The sequence below is a fragment of the Microbulbifer elongatus genome (assembly GCF_021165935.1).
GTDB lineage: Bacteria > Pseudomonadota > Gammaproteobacteria > Pseudomonadales > Cellvibrionaceae > Microbulbifer > Microbulbifer elongatus.
The window spans coordinates 729,650-746,561 of sequence record NZ_CP088953.1 but is presented as its reverse complement, the minus strand read 5'-3'; the positions used below and the strand labels follow the sequence as shown (position 1 = coordinate 746,561).

General features: G+C 58.7%; 12 protein-coding genes. 5 read left to right on the top strand and 7 right to left on the bottom strand.

Features of this window, described 5'->3' with window-relative positions; all coding sequences use genetic code 11:
- Nucleotides 1–3: 3 nt before the first annotated feature.
- Genes yidD through rpmH form a run of 3 tightly spaced genes read right to left on the bottom strand, consistent with a single transcriptional unit; the run spans nucleotide 4 to nucleotide 949 of the window.
- A complete protein-coding gene (yidD, locus tag LRR79_RS03040) occupies nucleotides 4–273 on the bottom strand; it encodes a membrane protein insertion efficiency factor YidD (protein WP_231758943.1) in 270 nt (89 codons plus the stop codon).
- On the bottom strand, nucleotides 270–770 hold the full coding sequence (gene rnpA / locus LRR79_RS03035; protein ID WP_322790438.1) for a ribonuclease P protein component: 501 nt from the start codon (nucleotides 768–770) through the stop codon (nucleotides 270–272). Before rnpA ends, yidD begins: the two co-directional genes overlap by 4 nt.
- A 44-nt stretch (nucleotides 771–814) precedes the next feature.
- Complete coding sequence (gene rpmH / locus LRR79_RS03030; RefSeq protein WP_043319858.1) at nucleotides 815–949, bottom strand: 50S ribosomal protein L34; 135 nt, start codon at nucleotides 947–949, stop codon at nucleotides 815–817.
- Between the two features lie 681 nt (nucleotides 950–1,630).
- On the opposite strand from rpmH, the gene dnaA reads away from it, so the two are divergent.
- The 4 genes from dnaA (at nucleotide 1,631) to gyrB (ending at nucleotide 8,426) form a co-directional block, all read left to right on the top strand.
- Nucleotides 1,631–3,349, top strand: a complete 1,719-nt coding sequence (gene dnaA, locus LRR79_RS03025; protein ID WP_231758942.1) for a chromosomal replication initiator protein DnaA — start codon at nucleotides 1,631–1,633, stop codon at nucleotides 3,347–3,349.
- A 98-nt stretch (nucleotides 3,350–3,447) separates the two neighbouring features.
- Nucleotides 3,448–4,557, top strand: coding sequence for a DNA polymerase III subunit beta (dnaN, locus tag LRR79_RS03020; RefSeq protein WP_231758941.1), 1,110 nt, complete (start codon nucleotides 3,448–3,450; stop codon nucleotides 4,555–4,557).
- A 180-nt stretch (nucleotides 4,558–4,737) separates the two neighbouring features.
- Nucleotides 4,738–5,844, top strand: a complete 1,107-nt coding sequence (gene recF, locus LRR79_RS03015; RefSeq protein ID WP_231758940.1) for a DNA replication/repair protein RecF — start codon at nucleotides 4,738–4,740, stop codon at nucleotides 5,842–5,844.
- Nucleotides 5,845–6,005: 161 nt separating this feature from the next.
- Nucleotides 6,006–8,426, top strand: a complete 2,421-nt coding sequence (gene gyrB / locus LRR79_RS03010; RefSeq protein WP_231758939.1) for a DNA topoisomerase (ATP-hydrolyzing) subunit B — start codon at nucleotides 6,006–6,008, stop codon at nucleotides 8,424–8,426.
- Between the two features lie 105 nt (nucleotides 8,427–8,531).
- Here the strand turns inward: gyrB and LRR79_RS03005 are convergent, their stop codons facing one another.
- Entirely contained in the window at nucleotides 8,532–9,002 is a 471-nt protein-coding gene (locus LRR79_RS03005; RefSeq protein ID WP_231758938.1) for a GNAT family N-acetyltransferase, read from the bottom strand.
- Between the two features lie 199 nt (nucleotides 9,003–9,201).
- Between LRR79_RS03005 and LRR79_RS03000 the strand changes: the two genes are divergently transcribed.
- Nucleotides 9,202–11,388, top strand: a complete 2,187-nt coding sequence (locus LRR79_RS03000) for a TonB-dependent receptor family protein (protein WP_231758937.1) — start codon at nucleotides 9,202–9,204, stop codon at nucleotides 11,386–11,388.
- Nucleotides 11,389–11,561: 173 nt separating this feature from the next.
- On the opposite strand, the gene LRR79_RS02995 is transcribed toward LRR79_RS03000, so the two are convergent.
- The 3 genes from LRR79_RS02995 to gmhB all read right to left on the bottom strand — a co-directional run bounded on the left by LRR79_RS02995 (nucleotide 11,562) and on the right by gmhB (nucleotide 16,895).
- Nucleotides 11,562–12,749: a class I SAM-dependent rRNA methyltransferase gene (locus tag LRR79_RS02995; protein ID WP_231758936.1), complete on the bottom strand. Its 1,188-nt coding sequence runs from the start codon at nucleotides 12,747–12,749 to the stop codon at nucleotides 11,562–11,564.
- A gap of 201 nt (nucleotides 12,750–12,950) precedes the next feature.
- A complete protein-coding gene (locus LRR79_RS02990; RefSeq protein WP_231758935.1) occupies nucleotides 12,951–15,914 on the bottom strand; it encodes a S8 family serine peptidase in 2,964 nt (987 codons plus the stop codon).
- Nucleotides 15,915–16,346: 432 nt separating this feature from the next.
- Nucleotides 16,347–16,895 (bottom strand): D-glycero-beta-D-manno-heptose 1,7-bisphosphate 7-phosphatase, encoded by a 549-nt coding sequence (gmhB, locus tag LRR79_RS02985; protein WP_231758934.1) that lies wholly within the window; start codon nucleotides 16,893–16,895, stop codon nucleotides 16,347–16,349.
- Nucleotides 16,896–16,912: the final 17 nt, after the last annotated feature.

Sequence of the window (16,912 nt, the reverse complement as noted above, 5' to 3'; positions counted from 1 at the left end):
TCGTTAGCCTTGTTGCTTGGGCGGCGACTCGGCGGTCGCCGGTGATTCGGGTGCGTGGTTTGCGGGCGGGACATGGTCGAGCCCCCCCGGGTGCCAGGGGTGGCATTTTATAAGGCGGCGCAGGGTTAAATAACCCCCTTTGCAGAATCCGTGTGTCTTTAATGCTTGTTCAGCATAACAGGAGCAAGTGGGATAAAAGCGGCACTGATTGCCAACCCAGGGACTGGCGATCAGCCGGTACAGGTGGATCAGCTTGATGGCCAGCCAGGTCACGGTTTGCTTCCCGGTGTGTTTGGCAACTCCGCCGGGGCCGGCCCGGCCTTTTTCGGCCCCCGGCGTGCGTTTGTGGACTTGCGGCGCGGCGGTTTACCGCTGCGCGACGGGTTGGACTCCGACTGCAGATTCCGCGCGCGCTGGTCGAGCTTGCGCCACAGTTTGTTGAAGATCTTGCCCAGCGCGGCGTTATCGAGTTCACCGGCACCGCCTCGGGCGAGCACCACCGCATCCAGCGGAAACAGTTCGTGCTGGCGCAGGCGAAAGGTTTCCCGCGCAATGCGTTTTATCCGATTGCGGTCGGTTGCGTTGCGAACGTGTTTTTTGGCGATTACGAGGCCGAGCCTGGGATGGTCCAGCTCGTTGGGGCGGGCGAGGATCAGAAACTGGGGTTGCGCGGCGCGAACCGGCGCCGAATCAAAAACGGCGCGATACTGCGCCGCATTGAGCAGCCGCAGCGGCTTGGCGAATGCGAAGTCGCTGCGTGAGCACTGCATAGTGATTCAGTGGCAAGTATAAGGTTGCTCGCTAGGCGGCAATCTTAGGCGCACAGAACCTTGCGGCCCTTGGCGCGACGACGGGCCAGAATCTTACGGCCGTTCTTGGTGGCCATACGGGCACGGAAGCCGTGGGTGCGAGCGCGCTTCAAGTTGCTGGGCTGAAATGTACGTTTCATCGTATTACTACCTGGATTGTTGTCCTGGAGTCGTGTCCGGGAAGTTTGGGTAACTCTTTACCGCGTTTGGCATTAGCCTGTTTGCGGTGTGTCCGTCCCCACTGGGAGAAGACATACTTCGGAGCAGGCTATGCGCTGCGAAGGCGGCGGATTGTATAGAAAGAAGCCAACCAACGCAACGCTAACGGCGGTTTATTCCCGTGATTATCGACGGGCGGCGCCGCAGTGCCGGGGCCACCCGGGCTTCTCATCCTTAATAGCGGGTTTAGCCGGTGTGGTGCCCTGTCTGTGGCGGTGGTCGCGTATCTCAGTCGGGTGCCGCACTGCGTCCGCTGCGGGTGGAATTTGCTGTCATTTTCGTAAGTGATTGTATTAGTGGGATTATTTGCGGGAGTGCACCGGTTTGTCCCAAGATACTCACAGTCTCATGTGGATAACTTTCTTTTATCTTCTGTCAGTGGGCGATTACTTAGTGGTCAAGTGATTGATATTTCAAGGCTTTCCCACGGAAAACTTGTCCCCAAATCCCGCGGAATTGTGGATAACCCGGAGTCTAACCGATATACTGTCGCCCTTCTTTTGAGGTGATGCCCGGCGTTTTTGGGGGCGCTCCACTGTAAATCATGGGGCCGGTATTAGCCGGGCGCAGTTCACCTCGTTCCGTCATTCTTAGGGGGTTCCTTGTCTGATTCCGTCTGGAAGCAGTGTGCTGCCTGTTTGCAGGATGAGCTGCCACCGCAGCAATTCAGCACCTGGATTCGGCCGCTTCGCGTCAGTGATGACAGCTCCGAAGGAGAGCTGCGTCTGGTTGCACCCAATCGCTTTATCCTCAACTGGGTAAGCGACAAGTTTCTCGATCGTATTCGCGAGCTGGTTCAGCAATTTGCTGGTCGCTCTCTGCCGGTCGAGGTGGTATCGCTCGATCGGCGTACTTCGCGCTTCCGTCGCAGCCTGAACGGCGATAGCGGCTTTGGTGGGCAGTCCCACACAAGTCACAGTCAGGCCACCGGTTTTGGTGGCTACGCACGCAACAGCGGTGGGAGCACGCAAAGGCCGGCAAGCGCTCCTGTTGAAAATGGTGCTGTGCCCGGTTACGCCGCAGCACCCGTTGCTTCCGCAGGCGCGGTGCGCCATGCAGCGCCGGTGAGTGAGCGGGCGCCCGCGTCTCAGCCGGCGGCACAGGCAGTGCCCGTCAATCGCAGTCTGCCCGGGATGGAAGCGCACAACCATCTGGCGGCGGAAGAGGCCAGTGCGGAGGCCCTCACCCCAGCGGAAAAGCTGCCTGCGGATTTGCACTCCAGCGATGCGGTAGCGGCACCTTCGCTACCGGCGGCGGGTGCGGGCCAGCGCAAGGTCGAGGTGGAGGGGGCGATCAAACACGGCAGTGCGCTCAATCGCGGGTTTACCTTCGCTTCATTTGTGGAAGGTAAGTCCAACCAGCTTGGCCTCGCGGCGGCGCAACAGATCGCGGATAACCCCGGTGGCGCCTACAACCCACTGTTTATTTATGGCGGGGTAGGTCTGGGCAAGACCCACTTGATGCACGCGGTGGGGAATGCGCTGGTGGAGCGGAACCCCAATGCGAAGGTGGTGTATCTGCACTCCGAGCGCTTTGTTGCCGACATGGTGAAGGCGCTGCAGCTTAACGCGATCAGCGATTTCAAGCGCTACTACCGTTCGGTGGACGCGCTGCTGATCGATGATATTCAGTTTTTTGCCGGTAAAGAGCGCTCTCAGGAAGAGTTTTTCCACACCTTCAATGCGCTGCTCGAAGGTGGTCAGCAGATTATTCTGACCTGTGATCGCTACCCCAAAGAAATTGATGGTCTGGAAGAGCGGCTCAAGTCGCGGTTCGGCTGGGGGCTGACGGTGGCGGTGGAACCGCCAGAGCTGGAAACCCGGGTGGCCATTCTGATGAAGAAGGCGGAGCAGGTGGGTGTAGACCTCCCGCACGACTCCGCGTTTTTCATCGCGCAACGCATTCGATCGAATGTGCGCGAACTGGAAGGTGCTCTGCGCCGGGTAATTGCGAACGCCCAGTTCACCGGTAGGGCAATTGACGATATTCTGGTGCGCGAGGCGCTGAAAGACCTGCTGGCACTGCAAGATCGATTGGTAAGTATCGATAATATTCAGCGCGTGGTAGCGGAGTACTACAAGATCAAGGTGGCGGATCTGCTGTCGAAGCGCCGCAGCCGATCCGTCGCGCGTCCGCGGCAGGTGGCGATGTCTCTGGCCAAGGAGCTCACCAATCACAGCTTGCCGGAAATTGGTGATGCATTCGGGGGGCGTGACCACACGACGGTGCTGCACGCGTGCCGCAAGATCAAGGAGCTGCAGGAGTCCGATGGCGATATTCGTGAAGACGTGCGCCTGCTGACCCGCTCTCTGACCACCTGATTGCGGTAACCTACTGATATTTAAATTATTTTCGCGGCTGCCCGATTTCGCATCCGCGTCACAACAAGAATGACCTAACGTAGATCAAGGCGATATTTATGAAATTCAGCGTAAGCCGTGATGCCCTGGTAAAACCCTTGCAGCTGGTTGCCGGCGTAGTCGAGAAGCGCCAGACCCTGCCGGTGCTGGCAAATGTGCTGATGCAATTGCAGGGGCAGGAGTTGTCGCTAACGGGCACGGACCTCGAGGTAGAGATCGTCGGGCGCCTGCAGCTGGAGCAGCCCGCGGAACTGGAAGGGGAAGTAACCGTGCCGGCGCGTAAACTGCTGGATATCTGTCGTTCGCTGCCGGACGGTTCCGAACTGAAATTCGAGCGCGACGGAGAGCGCCTTGTACTGCGCAGTGGTCGCAGCCGTTACCAGCTGTCCACTTTGCCCGCCAGCGACTTCCCCAATCAGGAAGAAACCACCGCGCAGAGCCGCTTCTCTATTTCCCAGCGGGAGATTCGCCGCCTGATCGACGCCACCGGTTTTGCCATGGCGCAACAGGATGTCCGTTACTATCTGAATGGTCTGCTGCTCGAGTGTCGCCCGCAGCAATTGCGCGCAGTGGCTACCGACGGTCACCGCCTGGCGTTGTGTGACCGCGATGCCCCCGGCTTGAATGTGGAGACGCCGGTCCAGGCGATCGTGCCCCGTAAGGGTGTTCTAGAGCTTGCACGCCTGCTTGAGGACACCGACACCAGCGCGGATGTGGTATTGGGGAACAACCATATTCGTGTGGTTTGCGGCCAGTTTACCTTCACTTCCAAACTGGTGGACGGCAAGTTCCCGGACTACGAGCGCGTATTGCCCCGCGGTACCGGCAATGAGGTGTTCGCGGATCGCCTCGCGTTGCGTCAGGCTTTCCAGCGTGCGGCCATTCTCTCCAATGAAAAATATCGCGGGGTCCGCCTGCAGCTTTCGGAGGGCCTGCTGCAGATAGTGGCGAATAACCCGGAGCAGGAAGAGGCGGAAGAGCAGTTGATGGTGGATTATCACGGTGACCCACTGGAGATTGGCTTTAACGTGGGCTACCTGCTGGATGTCACCGGTGCCATTCATAGCGATCAGATTCGTATTGGCCTCGGCGATGCGAACAGCAGTGCGCTGTTGCAGCAGCCCGAGCAGGGCGATGCCGTTTACGTCATTATGCCGATGCGCCTTTAATGGTTTGAGTAACGGTGCCAGGCTGCGAGTGCACAGATTGATTCTGCTTGATAGATCGCAATTAGAGACCGCCATCTGTTCTGGATGGCGGTCTTTTCGTATTGGTGGTTGGATAATTGATGTCGGTACGCCGGCAGTAGGTCGGTCGGCGCCGCCCCCGGTGGGCACGAGGAGTATCCCTTGGCGCTGAATCGACTGGTGTTGAATAACTTCCGGAATATCGGGCACGGAGAGCTGGACCTCGCCGGGCGTGTGAGCCTGTTTTGCGGTGCCAACGGTAGCGGTAAGACATCCCTACTGGAGGCGGTGCACATGCTCGCCAGCGGGCGCTCCTTCCGGTCTCGGCAGAGCCAGTCGGTGATTCGCTACGAGCAGCCCTCGCTAGCAGTGTTTGGCCGCCTGGATAGCGGTATCACCCTCGGGGTGGAGAAGCGCCGGGATGGGCAGGGGAGGATTCGTATTAACCAGTCTGCGGCGGAGTCGAGTTCGCAGCTTGCAGCCTGTCTGCCTTTGCAGGTGATCAACAGTGAAAGCTTTTCCGCGCTGGACGGCGGACCCAGCGTTCGCAGACAACTTCTGGACTGGTCTGTGTTCCACGTGGAACATTCCTTCTCGATGCACTGGAAGGTGTATCAAAGCGCGTTAAAGCAACGCAATGCAGTGCTGCGTCGTGGTAAAATTGACTCCAATTTTCTCGCCCCTTGGGAACATCAACTGTTGCAGAGTGGCGAAGTAGTGGACGCGCTGCGTCGTAGGGTGTTTGAGCTGCTTCAGAGCGAGTTCGCGCGGCGTCTGCAGGATCTACCCTCGGAGGTTTTCGCGGATCTAAAGGTGAGCTATCGCAGTGGCTGGAAGCGTGAGCTGTCTCTGGCCGATGCGCTGGAAGGGGCCCGCGAAGGCGATCTGGAGCAGGGGTTTACCCGTGTCGGCCCACACCGTGCGGATCTACGATTTTCTATCCACGGCCAGCCTGCCCACGCGGTACTGTCCCGCGGTCAGCAGAAGATGGCGGTTTGTGCCTTGCGCACGGCCATGGCTTCCGTGATGGATTCCGGTGAAAAACCGGTTTTTCTGGTAGACGATCTGCCGTCGGAGCTGGATCAGACGAATCAGGCACTGTTTGCCCGCTGGTTGCGGGCGTGCGCCAGCCAGGTGCTGGTGACCGGTATTGAAGCGAATACGACGGCAGCCCCCTGGTTAGCCCTTGATGGGCCATGGGGGGCTCCACAGATGTTCCACGTGGAACATGGGGAGATCACCAACGTGGGGTATGCGGCGGACCGATAGCCGGCTGCCCCACGTACTATTAGCTCCCGGCGCCAACGGATTGGTGGGCCGGGTGGCGAACCAGCCTCAACACATGCCGGAAACGGCTGGCTGGTAACGAACGACTGAATACTGAACTAAAGCAGGCCCGGTAATCATGCCGGTGCGAATGGAGCAACAGAATGTCGCAAGAGAATAATTACGATTCCAGTAGCATCAAGGTACTCAAGGGCCTGGATGCGGTGCGCAAGCGCCCGGGAATGTATATTGGCGATACCGACGACGGCACAGGCCTCCACCACATGGTATTTGAGGTGGTGGACAACTCCATCGACGAAGCGCTGGCGGGGCATTGCGATGAGATTCGGGTGACCATTCACCCGGACGAGTCTGTCAGCGTGTCCGACAATGGCCGGGGTATTCCCACAGAAATGCACCCGGAAGAGGGGGTTTCCGCAGCCGAAGTGATCATGACCGTCCTCCACGCCGGTGGTAAGTTTGATGACAATACTTACAAGGTGTCCGGTGGTCTGCACGGCGTGGGCGTCTCTGTGGTGAATGCCTTGTCCGAAGAGCTCAAACTGACCATTCGTCGCGGGGGCAAGATCCACGAGCAGGTCTATCGCCACGGTGTGCCCGATGCCCCGCTGACGGTGGTGGGAGACAGTGAAACTACCGGTACCTCGGTACATTTCAAACCTTCCGCGGAGACCTTTTCCAATATCGAATTCCATTTCGAGCAGCTGGCCAAGCGTCTGCGGGAACTGTCCTTCCTGAATTCTGGCGTACGTATCGTTCTGGGAGATGAGCGGACCGGCAAGGAGGAGGTCTATGAATACGAAGGCGGTCTGCGTGCCTTTGTGGAGTTCCTGAACCAGAACAAAACCCCGATCAACAAGGTCCTCCACTTCCAGAATCAGCGTGAAGATGGGATCGCTGTGGAGGTGGCGCTGCAGTGGAATGACTCCTTCCAGGAGAATATCTACTGCTACACCAATAATATTCCCCAAAGGGACGGCGGTACCCACCTGGCGGGCTTCCGGGCGGCCCTGACCCGGGGGCTCAACAACTATATCGAGAAAGAGGGTGTAGGTAAGAAAGACAAGGTCAGCACCACCGGCGATGATGCGCGTGAAGGTCTTACCGCGATCATTTCGGTGAAGGTACCGGACCCCAAATTCTCCTCCCAGACCAAAGACAAGCTGGTTTCATCGGAAGTAAAACCCGCGGTTGAACAGGAAATGGGGCAGTCCTTCAACGACTACCTGCTGGAAAACCCTCAGGAAGCCAAGGCTGTGGTCGGCAAGATGATCGATGCCGCCCGCGCCCGTGAAGCCGCGCGCAAGGCCCGTGAAATGACCCGTCGCAAGGGCGCCCTGGATATTGCCGGGCTGCCCGGAAAGCTGGCGGATTGCCAGCAGAAAGATCCGGCCCTGTCCGAACTCTACCTGGTGGAGGGTGACTCAGCAGGTGGTTCTGCCAAACAGGGTCGCGATCGCCGCACCCAGGCCATCCTGCCGCTCAAGGGCAAGATCCTCAATGTGGAGAAGGCGCGCTTCGACAAGATGTTGTCCAGTGCGGAAGTGGGTACCCTGATTACCGCGCTCGGCTGCGGTATCGGGAAAAGCGAATTCAATCCGGACAAGTTGCGTTACCACTCCATCATTATCATGACGGACGCCGACGTCGACGGTGCCCACATCCGTACCCTGCTGCTGACCTTCTTCTTCCGTCAGATGCCGGAGCTGATCGAGCGCGGTCATGTGTTTATCGCCCAGCCACCTCTGTATAAGATCGGCAAGGGTAAACAGGAGCAGTACCTGAAAGACGAAGCTGCACTGACCCAGTTCCTCACCAATGCGGCCCTGGAAAGCGCGACCCTTTATGTGAACCCGGAGGCCCCCGGCCTGTCGGGAACCGCCCTGGAGTCCCTGGTGAAAGAATACCGGGCGGTGATGGCCACCATTGATCGCCTGTCCCGCCTGTATCCCCAAGAGGTACTCCAGAGCATGGTGTATCTGCCCAGCGTGCGGCCGGAAGATTTACCATCGCGCGAGGCCATGGAAGCGTGGAGTGAAAGGCTGCAGGTGCGCCTGGAGCAGGAAGGTGAGGGTGGTGGCCGTCGCCACCGTGTGTCTGTGACGGAAGACAGTGAGCGCAACCTGTTCCTGCCCACCATTGATATTGTCGCCCATGGGGTCAGCAGTCGCTTCACGGTAAATCACGAGTTTTTCGAGTCCGCAGAATACCGCGCCATCTGTCAGTTGGGTGAGAAGATGCAGGATCTGCTGGAAGAGGGCGCCTATATCCAGCGTGGTGAAAAACAACAGCCGGTATACAGCTTCCCGGAAGCACTGAACTGGCTGATGAACGAAAGTCGCCGCGGCTACAGTATCCAGCGCTATAAGGGGCTGGGTGAGATGAACCCGGAGCAGTTGTGGGACACTACTATGAACCCGGAAACCCGCCGCATGCTGCAGGTCACCGTGGAGGACGCGATCGCCGCAGATCAGATCTTTACCACCCTCATGGGTGATCAGGTCGAGCCCCGCCGGGAGTTTATCGAGAGTAACGCGCTCGCCGTGGAAAACCTCGACGTCTAACCGCGCTTTACCGCACGAATAAAAAAGCCCGCTCGGTCAGCACCGTGCGGGCTTTTTTATGCGTGTCAGGCAGCTCTACCCGTGGGGTGCCCGCGGGCAGTCGGCTTACGCAACCCGGCAATGCATAAAGATCTGATCCTGATTGGCGGCGCTGTTGAATACCCGTTCAGCCTCATTGAATCCGTGCTGCTGTAGAAAGTAGCGGCCGCGCAGATTCTCTTCCAGTACCTGAGTCTCCAGTTGAATGCGCCCAAACTTTGCCTGGGCCATCAGCTCACTGCCGACACCATGGCCCTGTTCTCCGGGGGAAACGAAGATCGTTTCCACTTGCCGGTTCTCGGCGATGGTGACCAGTCCCTCCGGTATCTGACTCCCCGGGCGTGTATATACCCAGTGACTACTGCTGGCCAAATCCCCCGGGGCGCCAAACCGACACTGCGCCTGCAACCGACGTCGCATGGCGCGGCCGGCGTCGGTCCAATAGCTCACCGGCAGGCTTGGGTGGCTGCTACAGGCCAGGTAAAGCCATAGCTGCAGCAGGCGTTCAATATCCGATTCCTGTATCGGTCTCAGCATACATGCTCCTACAACCAGCCAGGGTGTAACAGCCCATAGTAGTCTGGTCACCACATGCCCCAAAACGTGGCCGGCACATTCTCGAACACATGTACAACCAAAAGTCCATGTCTTTCATGACAAAGTTGATTTAAAAAAATATAATCGTTCTCATTAATAATATTGATGAATGATGAGAAACCTGGACCAAGGAGAGCCAATGGCCCGTTTTACCCTCACCCCTCTATCCCTCGCACTCTGTGCCGCCCTCAGCAGCCAGGGAATTGCTGCCGACAGCCCCCAGGCCCTGGAGACTGTTTCTGTCCTCGGCGATCGTGAAACGCTGCATTCCCTGCCGGGATCTGCGCACCTGGTGAGTGCAGAGGACCTGGAACAGTTCGAGTTTGTCGACATCAACCGCATGATGCGCAATGTTCCGGGTGTATATCTGCGCGAGGAAGACGGTTACGGTCTGCGCCCGAACATTGGTATTCGCGGCGCCTTTGGTGAGCGCTCCGGTAAGATCTCCCTGTTGGAAGACGGCGTGCTGGTTGCACCAGCGCCTTACTCCGCGCCGGAAGCCTACTATTTTCCTACTGCTGGTCGTCTGCAGGCCATTGAGGTGCTGAAGGGCCCCGGCACTCTCAAGTACGGTCCTTTCACCGTGGGCGGCGCCGTGAACATGCTGAGTACCGAGATTCCGGAAGGCAGCGCCGGCAAAGTGCAGCTGGAAGCGGGCCAGTTCGGAGAAAACCGTCTGCACACCTACTACGGGGCGAGCACCGAAACCACCGGTTGGCTGATCGAAACCCACCAGCAACAGGCCGACGGCTTTCGTGATATCGACCGCGCCGGCAGCGCAGATATCGCAAAGGAAGATTACCTGCTGAAAGGTCGTCTGAGCTCGGCGGAAGGCGCCAGCTACGCGCAACAGCTGGAGATCAAGCTGCAGTATTCCGAAGAAGAGTCCGGCATGAGCTACCTGGGGCTGACCGACGCCGATCTCGCGCAAGACCCCAACCGTCGCTACGGCATCAGCGCGCTGGACGAAATGCAGAACCGCCACAGCACGGTCCAGCTGAATCACAGCATTGCGCTGAGCGACACCTTCAGCCTCAACACCCAGGCTTACTACAACAAATTCAAACGCGACTGGTTCAAGGTGAGTCTGGGCAGCCTGATCGACGCAGCCAATGCCGGTGACACCGATGCGCAGGCGGTGCTCGATGGCACCCTGGACTATGAAAATGTCGGTATCAAACACAACAACCGCAACTATGTCTCCCGTGGCGTGCAAGTAAGCGCTAACTGGCAACTGCAAACCGCGGGTATTGCCCACGACCTGGAGTTCGGTGTGCGCGACCACTACGATGACGTGGATCGCTTCCAGCCGGTGGAAAACTACAGCCAGATCGACGGTGAGCTGGTGTACGAGGGGGTCAGTGACCCGAGCGCCAGCAACAACCGCGTCGGCAAAGCCGACGCCACTTCGCTGTTCGTATACGACCAGATTCAGCTGACCAGTGCACTGGCGTTGACCGCGGCACTGCGTTACGAAGAACTGGAGACCAGCCAGCAGCGCTACGAGAACAACGAGCGCACCGAAGCCGGCAGTAGCCGCTCCAACTCCGTCAGCGAATGGCTCCCGGGACTGGGGTTCACCTACGCGGTGAATGACAGTGTGACATTGTTGGCCGGTGTACACCGCGGTTTCGCACCTCCCGGGAGTGGATCTTCCGAAGGTGAGGCGGGCGATCTGTCCACCAACTACGAGGGTGGTTTCCGCCTCCACGGGGGCGACCTGCAGCTGGAGATGATCGCCTTCTACAGTGATTACGAAAGCACGGTACAGAACTGCTCGGTGGCGCAGCCCTGCGCCAACGGACAGGACAGCGGCAACTACGCGCTGGGTGAATCCGAGATCCGCGGTCTGGAAGCCAGTATCGGTGGGCAATGGCAGCTGGCCAATGGCTGGTCGGTTCCGCTGCAGGCCAGCTACACCTTAACCGACGCAGAAATCAGTCAGGACAGCCTTGCGTATGTGACCTCGAATGGCGAAGACGGCCTCGCTGAAGGGGACAACTTCGCGTATCTGCCGGAGAATGTTTTCGCGGTAACGACCGGTATCGACAGTGGTGCCGCCTGGCGGGTCAATCTGACTGCGGCCTATCAGGATGAGATGTGTGTCGACAACTACTGCAATCGCGGTGACACCGACCAGTTCGACGTTACCGAATCCCTGTGGGTGGTCGATGCCGCGGCCCACTACGATTTCAGCGCCGACCTGGCCGGATACCTGAAAGTGGACAACCTGCTGGACGAGCAGGCCATCGTCAACCGCGCACCGGACGGTGCACGGGTCAATCGTCCACGTACCGCATCACTGGGTGTCAGCTATCGCTTCTGATTGCTGTACATTGCCATGCAACGGTAAACACCCGCCTCAGCTCGCGATGCCGTTCATTTAAGTGACTCTGTGGCGGCGCCGCTACCGGGTGCGGTCTCACAAGCCCGTACCCGGTAGCGTCACCTTCGCCCTCAGCGACGTTAAATCAACAGCGCTGGGCGACGGTCGGGCTTTTATTGCGTGGTACCGGTCAGGTGCACAAAGTGTGCTTTCAGGTACCGGGTTTCCGGAATCGCAGGGTGCACCGGGTGGTCTGCCCCCTGGCCACCACTGCCGATCACACTGATGTTCTTGTCGAGGTGACGACCGGCGCCGCGGAGAATCTCCAGCAGCGTATCCGAGGCCAGGTGCATCGAGCAGGAAGCGCTGACCAGCACACCGTTCCTTTCCAGCAGTCGCAGCGCCAGCTCGTTGATATGACGGTAGGCCGCCTCACCGGATTTCTGGTCCTTGCGGCGCTTGATAAAGGCGGGCGGGTCGAGCACGATCGCATCATAGCGCTCGCCGGTCGCGATAAGCTCTTTCATTGCGTCGATCGCTTTTCCCTGAATGGTAATCAGGTCGTTCTGCCGATGATTGAGCGTCGCATTCTCCTCACACCAGTCGAGCGCCTGCGCTGAGGCATCTACACAGGTGACCGTGCTGGCACCGTGAGCGAGTGCTTGCACACCCCAGCCGCCGGCGTAAGAAAACAGGTCCAGGACACGCCGGCCTCTGACCCACTGATTCAGACGTGCGCGGTTTTCGCGGTGATCGTAAAACCAGCCGGTTTTCTGGCCTGCGTGCACCGGCGCCAGAAGCGACACACCGTTCTCCTCGAACGGCACCATCTCCGGGACCTCACCCTGTGCAACCTCACAGTGCTCTGGCAGCTCTTCCACCTTGCGCCCCTGGTGATCATTGCGCAGCAGAATGCCCACCGGTTTCACCAGAGCGGTCAGGGCGTCGACGATATCCTGCACAAGGTTTTCCATACCCCAGCTGCTGATCTGCACCACCAGGTAACCGCCGAATCGATCGACCACCAACCCGGGCAGGCCGTCGGAATCCCCGTACACCATGCGATAACTTGGATGGGAAAAATACCGCTCGCGCAGGGCGAGGGCGTTCTCCAGGCGTCGCTTCAACTGCTTTGCGGTAAATGGCCCCTTGCGGGAAACCAGACGCGCACAAATCAGCTGATTCGGGTTGACCAGGGCAAACCCCAGGCTTTTTCCGTTGCTCTCGAGAATTTCACACTGTGTACCCGGGGCAATACCTTTCAGTGGGCTGCGCTTGGTATCTACTTCATTACTGTAAATCCACAGGTGGCCCAGTTTGAGGCGGCGCTCGGCGCGGGGGTTGAGAATGAGTTGTTGCACGGGAAAGCTCCGGTTCTGCAGGGGGCGCCATTGTTGGTTCGTGCTGCACAGAATTCAAGCACTATTGATGCGCACCCCCGATGAACTAACCATAGTTACCGAACGTTCCGCATGGACCCCTAGCGCCGATAAAAAAAGCCCGGCGACCGCGAATGGCGGCGCCGGGCAAGTTATTGCATCAGGTGGTGCAGGGTACGTGTGTCAGCGCGTGCTGATCGACACCTCCGTGGTACCGATGACGCCGGTGTCATTGTGATGTGAGATGATACCCAGGGCGCGGCTGTCGTCGCTGAGTCCCATCCACTCGACGTGCAGCGTACCGGCGTCACCGACCGAGGCTGTCGCCGGACCATCCAATGCTGTATTCCCACTGTCACCCTGCAGATTGAAATTGAACAGGGTGTAAGGTGTGGGGCCTGGCGCCGATGCATAGTCCACCACAAACACGGCGTAGAGACCGGGTTCGGGGTTCTGCATATCCACCTGTTCTGCGGAGCTGGGGGTCCCACTGGATCCCACCAGTGGCCACCCGGCGGCCGCGGGGCCGAGTACCTGAAGGTCGAGATCGTCAGAACCGTCGCCGGCGCCCACGTCTTCATCAAAAAGCGCAAAGCGGGAGAAGCGGGTACCCTCAGGTACCTCGAAGAAGATCAGGTCATCGAGGCCATCTTCTACCGCACCTGTGCTTGGAATGCCTTCGGCAATGCCATTCATGGTAGCGCTATAGGCACCCGCATAGCCGAACGTCAGGGGGATCGCCAAGTTGCCATCGGTACCGCTCGCCGTCACGGAAGCTGCGGTAGCAATGGGTACCGGGCGAACGGCGATTGGACTGCGGACCTTGCGAAATCCCTGAGACCAGCTGAGCGCACCGAATGCCCACTCGCCGAGCGCGGCCTCGTCGGTCGCGGTAAAGGTCACCTGATAAGTCGCCGTTTCACCTTCGCGCAGGCGCAGAATCCGGGGCGTTACCTGTACCTGAACGCCCTCAGGCGCATCAACTTCGGCCCAGTACCAGCGCACCCCCTTCTCCACGCTGGTCACCCGCCGAGTAATGGTCTGGCTACCCACCAGTTCCGCGATACCGATCGACGGCAGGTTCAGGTCTGATGAGTCCGTAGAGAAGCCGTTGGCTTCGAGGTAGGTGCAGTCCTCCGCCGGTACAATCGAGGTCTGTAGTTCCGCACCGCAGAGAAATGCCAGGTAGTCATAGAATCCCGCGTCGTACACCAGTCCGGGGAAGAACGCATTGGCGGGTTGCACCATACCGGCCCCAAAATCGAAGGGGTCGGCACGGTCGTCACCAAAGGATTTTCTGAGGTTCTGTCGCGCACTGGTCATCATCGCGGAGCGGGCCATTGCCGGCGTCCAGTCCGGATGTGCCTGCTTGAGCAGCGCCATGACCCCGGCAATATGCGGACTCGCCATAGAGGTGCCACTGAGCGCGCCATAGATTTCACCGGAACCGACCGGAGATATACCGGCAATGATACCCACCCCCGGCGCAGCGATATCCGGTTTGATAATGTCCGGTGCGCCGGCATTGGCGCCGCGGGAAGAAAAACCGGCGATGCGATTATTCCGCGGTACCTGGATCTCCGGGCTGAGCGTGCCACTCGGCGCTGCTGCGCCAGCGAGCGCTGCACCGTCCGGGTAGCGGATCATAATCCCCGGTATGGTGGTGTCAGGAGCCGACATGGTGATGGGGTCGATGCGGTCGGGTGCGGTGCCATCGTTGTACACCACAATGGCGCTTGCGCCGGCCGCGGCTGCCTGATTGTACTTATCGCTGAATGCGCAGCCGCCGCGCACCACCAGGGCAATACTTCCCGCCATCGACTCGGTATTGGTGAGCGGGGTACAGGCATCCAATGGTTCTGCATTGACGATGATCGAGGCGATGGCGCCACTATCGGCCAACTGTACCGGGCCCGAACCTTCGAGCCCCTCAAAGATTCCAGCGAGCTCCGTGGGGGCGTCAATGGCGATGCCGGTACCGAAACTCTGATTGTCTTCCGAAGCTGCAACGGAAGTGATCCATGGCACACCCGAGGGAGTGCCGATGGTCTCACTGCCCGGACCGGCATTGCCCGCGGAGGTCGCTACAAACACCCCGGCATCTGCCGCGAACAGGAAGGCGATATCGTCCGGCCCGGTAAACTGGGTGCTGGCACCGCCCACGGAATAATTGATCACATCGACGCCATCGGCCACAGCCTGATCAATGGCGGCCATCGAATCTGAGGAAAAGCAGCCACTGTCATCCGGGTCTGGTGCATCCCAGCAGACTTTGTAGACCGCAACCCGCGCGCGGGGCGCAACACCACTCAGGGTTCCGGTGCTATCACCGTTGGCTGTGCCCTCGACACCGTAATTACCGGCAGCGGTCGTCGCAGTGTGTGTGCCATGTCCGTCCGCATCCCGCGCTGAAAGAAACTCATAATCCGCCAGTGTGTTTACCGCGAGGAAACCTTCGGAAAATGCCTGTGCCTTGACGAGTTTATTGTTGCAGTCAAAAGGCTGGTCGTCGGGATTGAACGCCGTATTGCCGAACTCGCAGCCTTCCCCCACGAAAGATTCCGGAACCGCGTCATAGAGCATCGGGCGACCGATATGGCCACGCTTTGGGGTGCGTGTATCTTCCAGGCTCGGATGTTCCGGATAAACGCCGGAATCAATGATGCCGATAACGATATCCTCACCGGTCGCGCCCAACAGCCAGGGGCCGGGAAAATTATCGAGACCGAGATACTGGTAAGTGGAATTCGTTTGCGGCTTTAACAGCTGATCTTCCCAGACACCGAGAACGTCTTTGCGATTGCGCAACTGCTCCGCCTGTTTCGCGGACATTTTCGCGGCCACACCATTAAAGGCGACCTCGTAATTGTGGAGTGTCTGGGCACCGCCAACAGCGGTGAGTGCGGCATTTTTTTGTTGCCGCAAAAATGCCGCGTACTGTTTTACCGCGCTACTGTTCAAGTCAATCTTTCGGTTGCTAGGGGGCCTGGTTGCCGCAAAGCCGTGAACGGTTCCATCGTAGGCAATTAACGGCTTGTCGGTAAACTGTACGATGTAGGTTTTCTTCTGAACTTCCGGGCGGGAGGGTTGTTGTGTGCTGTCACTGGATTGCGCCTGCAGGGAAACAAGCAGACTGACTGCCAGCAACCCGAGCAGGCCGGATGTTTTTATTATTGAAACCCGGCTTCGGGTTCTACTGAAAAAATTCATATAAATTATGCCCCGTAAAATACAAAGCCCGACCTTGCCCACTTTTGGCGGGCAGGTAAGAGCATTTCCGTGTGATAAGAGGAAAAGTTCGAGAGTGGAGCGTGTCGCGCCTGGTCTTCATTCCTTGAACGCTGCGGCACCAGATCCCTTACATCGGTTTCTACGGAAAGCCAAACCCCGGGGCAATAGGGTGGCGTGACAATCCTGTTAACGCAGAGACAGTTTGCGACGACTCACAAAACTGTCATGGGAATCATTGGAAAAGTCCCTGTGGAATTGGTACAGAACTGCCAGTCAGAAGGTGGGCAGACAAAAGAGAGAGGACGCGGGGAAAACGGTGTGAACGCAGGACCGCCTTGCGCGGGAAAATTACTGTAAGAAAAATTCAGAAAATTCGGCGAGGTCACGCATAACCCGCGTATGGGTCAGGCGCTCGTCAGGGTTCTCAATCAACTGCGCCAGGGTTTGCTCACCACAGCCAGTTCTCACCAGTACCGGTTTACAGCCCTTTGACACCGCGCATTGCAGATCGCTGATACGATCCCCGACAAAATAACTCCCGTGCAGACTGGTATCGAACTCGGCTTCGATGACGTCAAGTAAACCGGTTTCGGGTTTACGACAGCGACAGCGGTCATCCACTGTGTGCGGGCAATAGAAAATTCCGGAAACGGTACCGCCGGCGTCTTCCACCAGTGCACGCAATTTCCCATGCATGGCTTCGAGATCGTCCAGGTCAAAGTGGCCGAGCGCCAGGCCGCACTGATTGGTGGCAATCACCAGCTGATGCCCGGCCTGACTGAGTCGCGCCATGGCGTCGATACTGCCGGGAATTGCTACCCAGTCATCGACGGACTTTACGTGATCGTCACGGTGCTCGTTGATCACACCGTCGCGGTCGAGAACGATAATGGCCATGGGTATATACGTCGGTG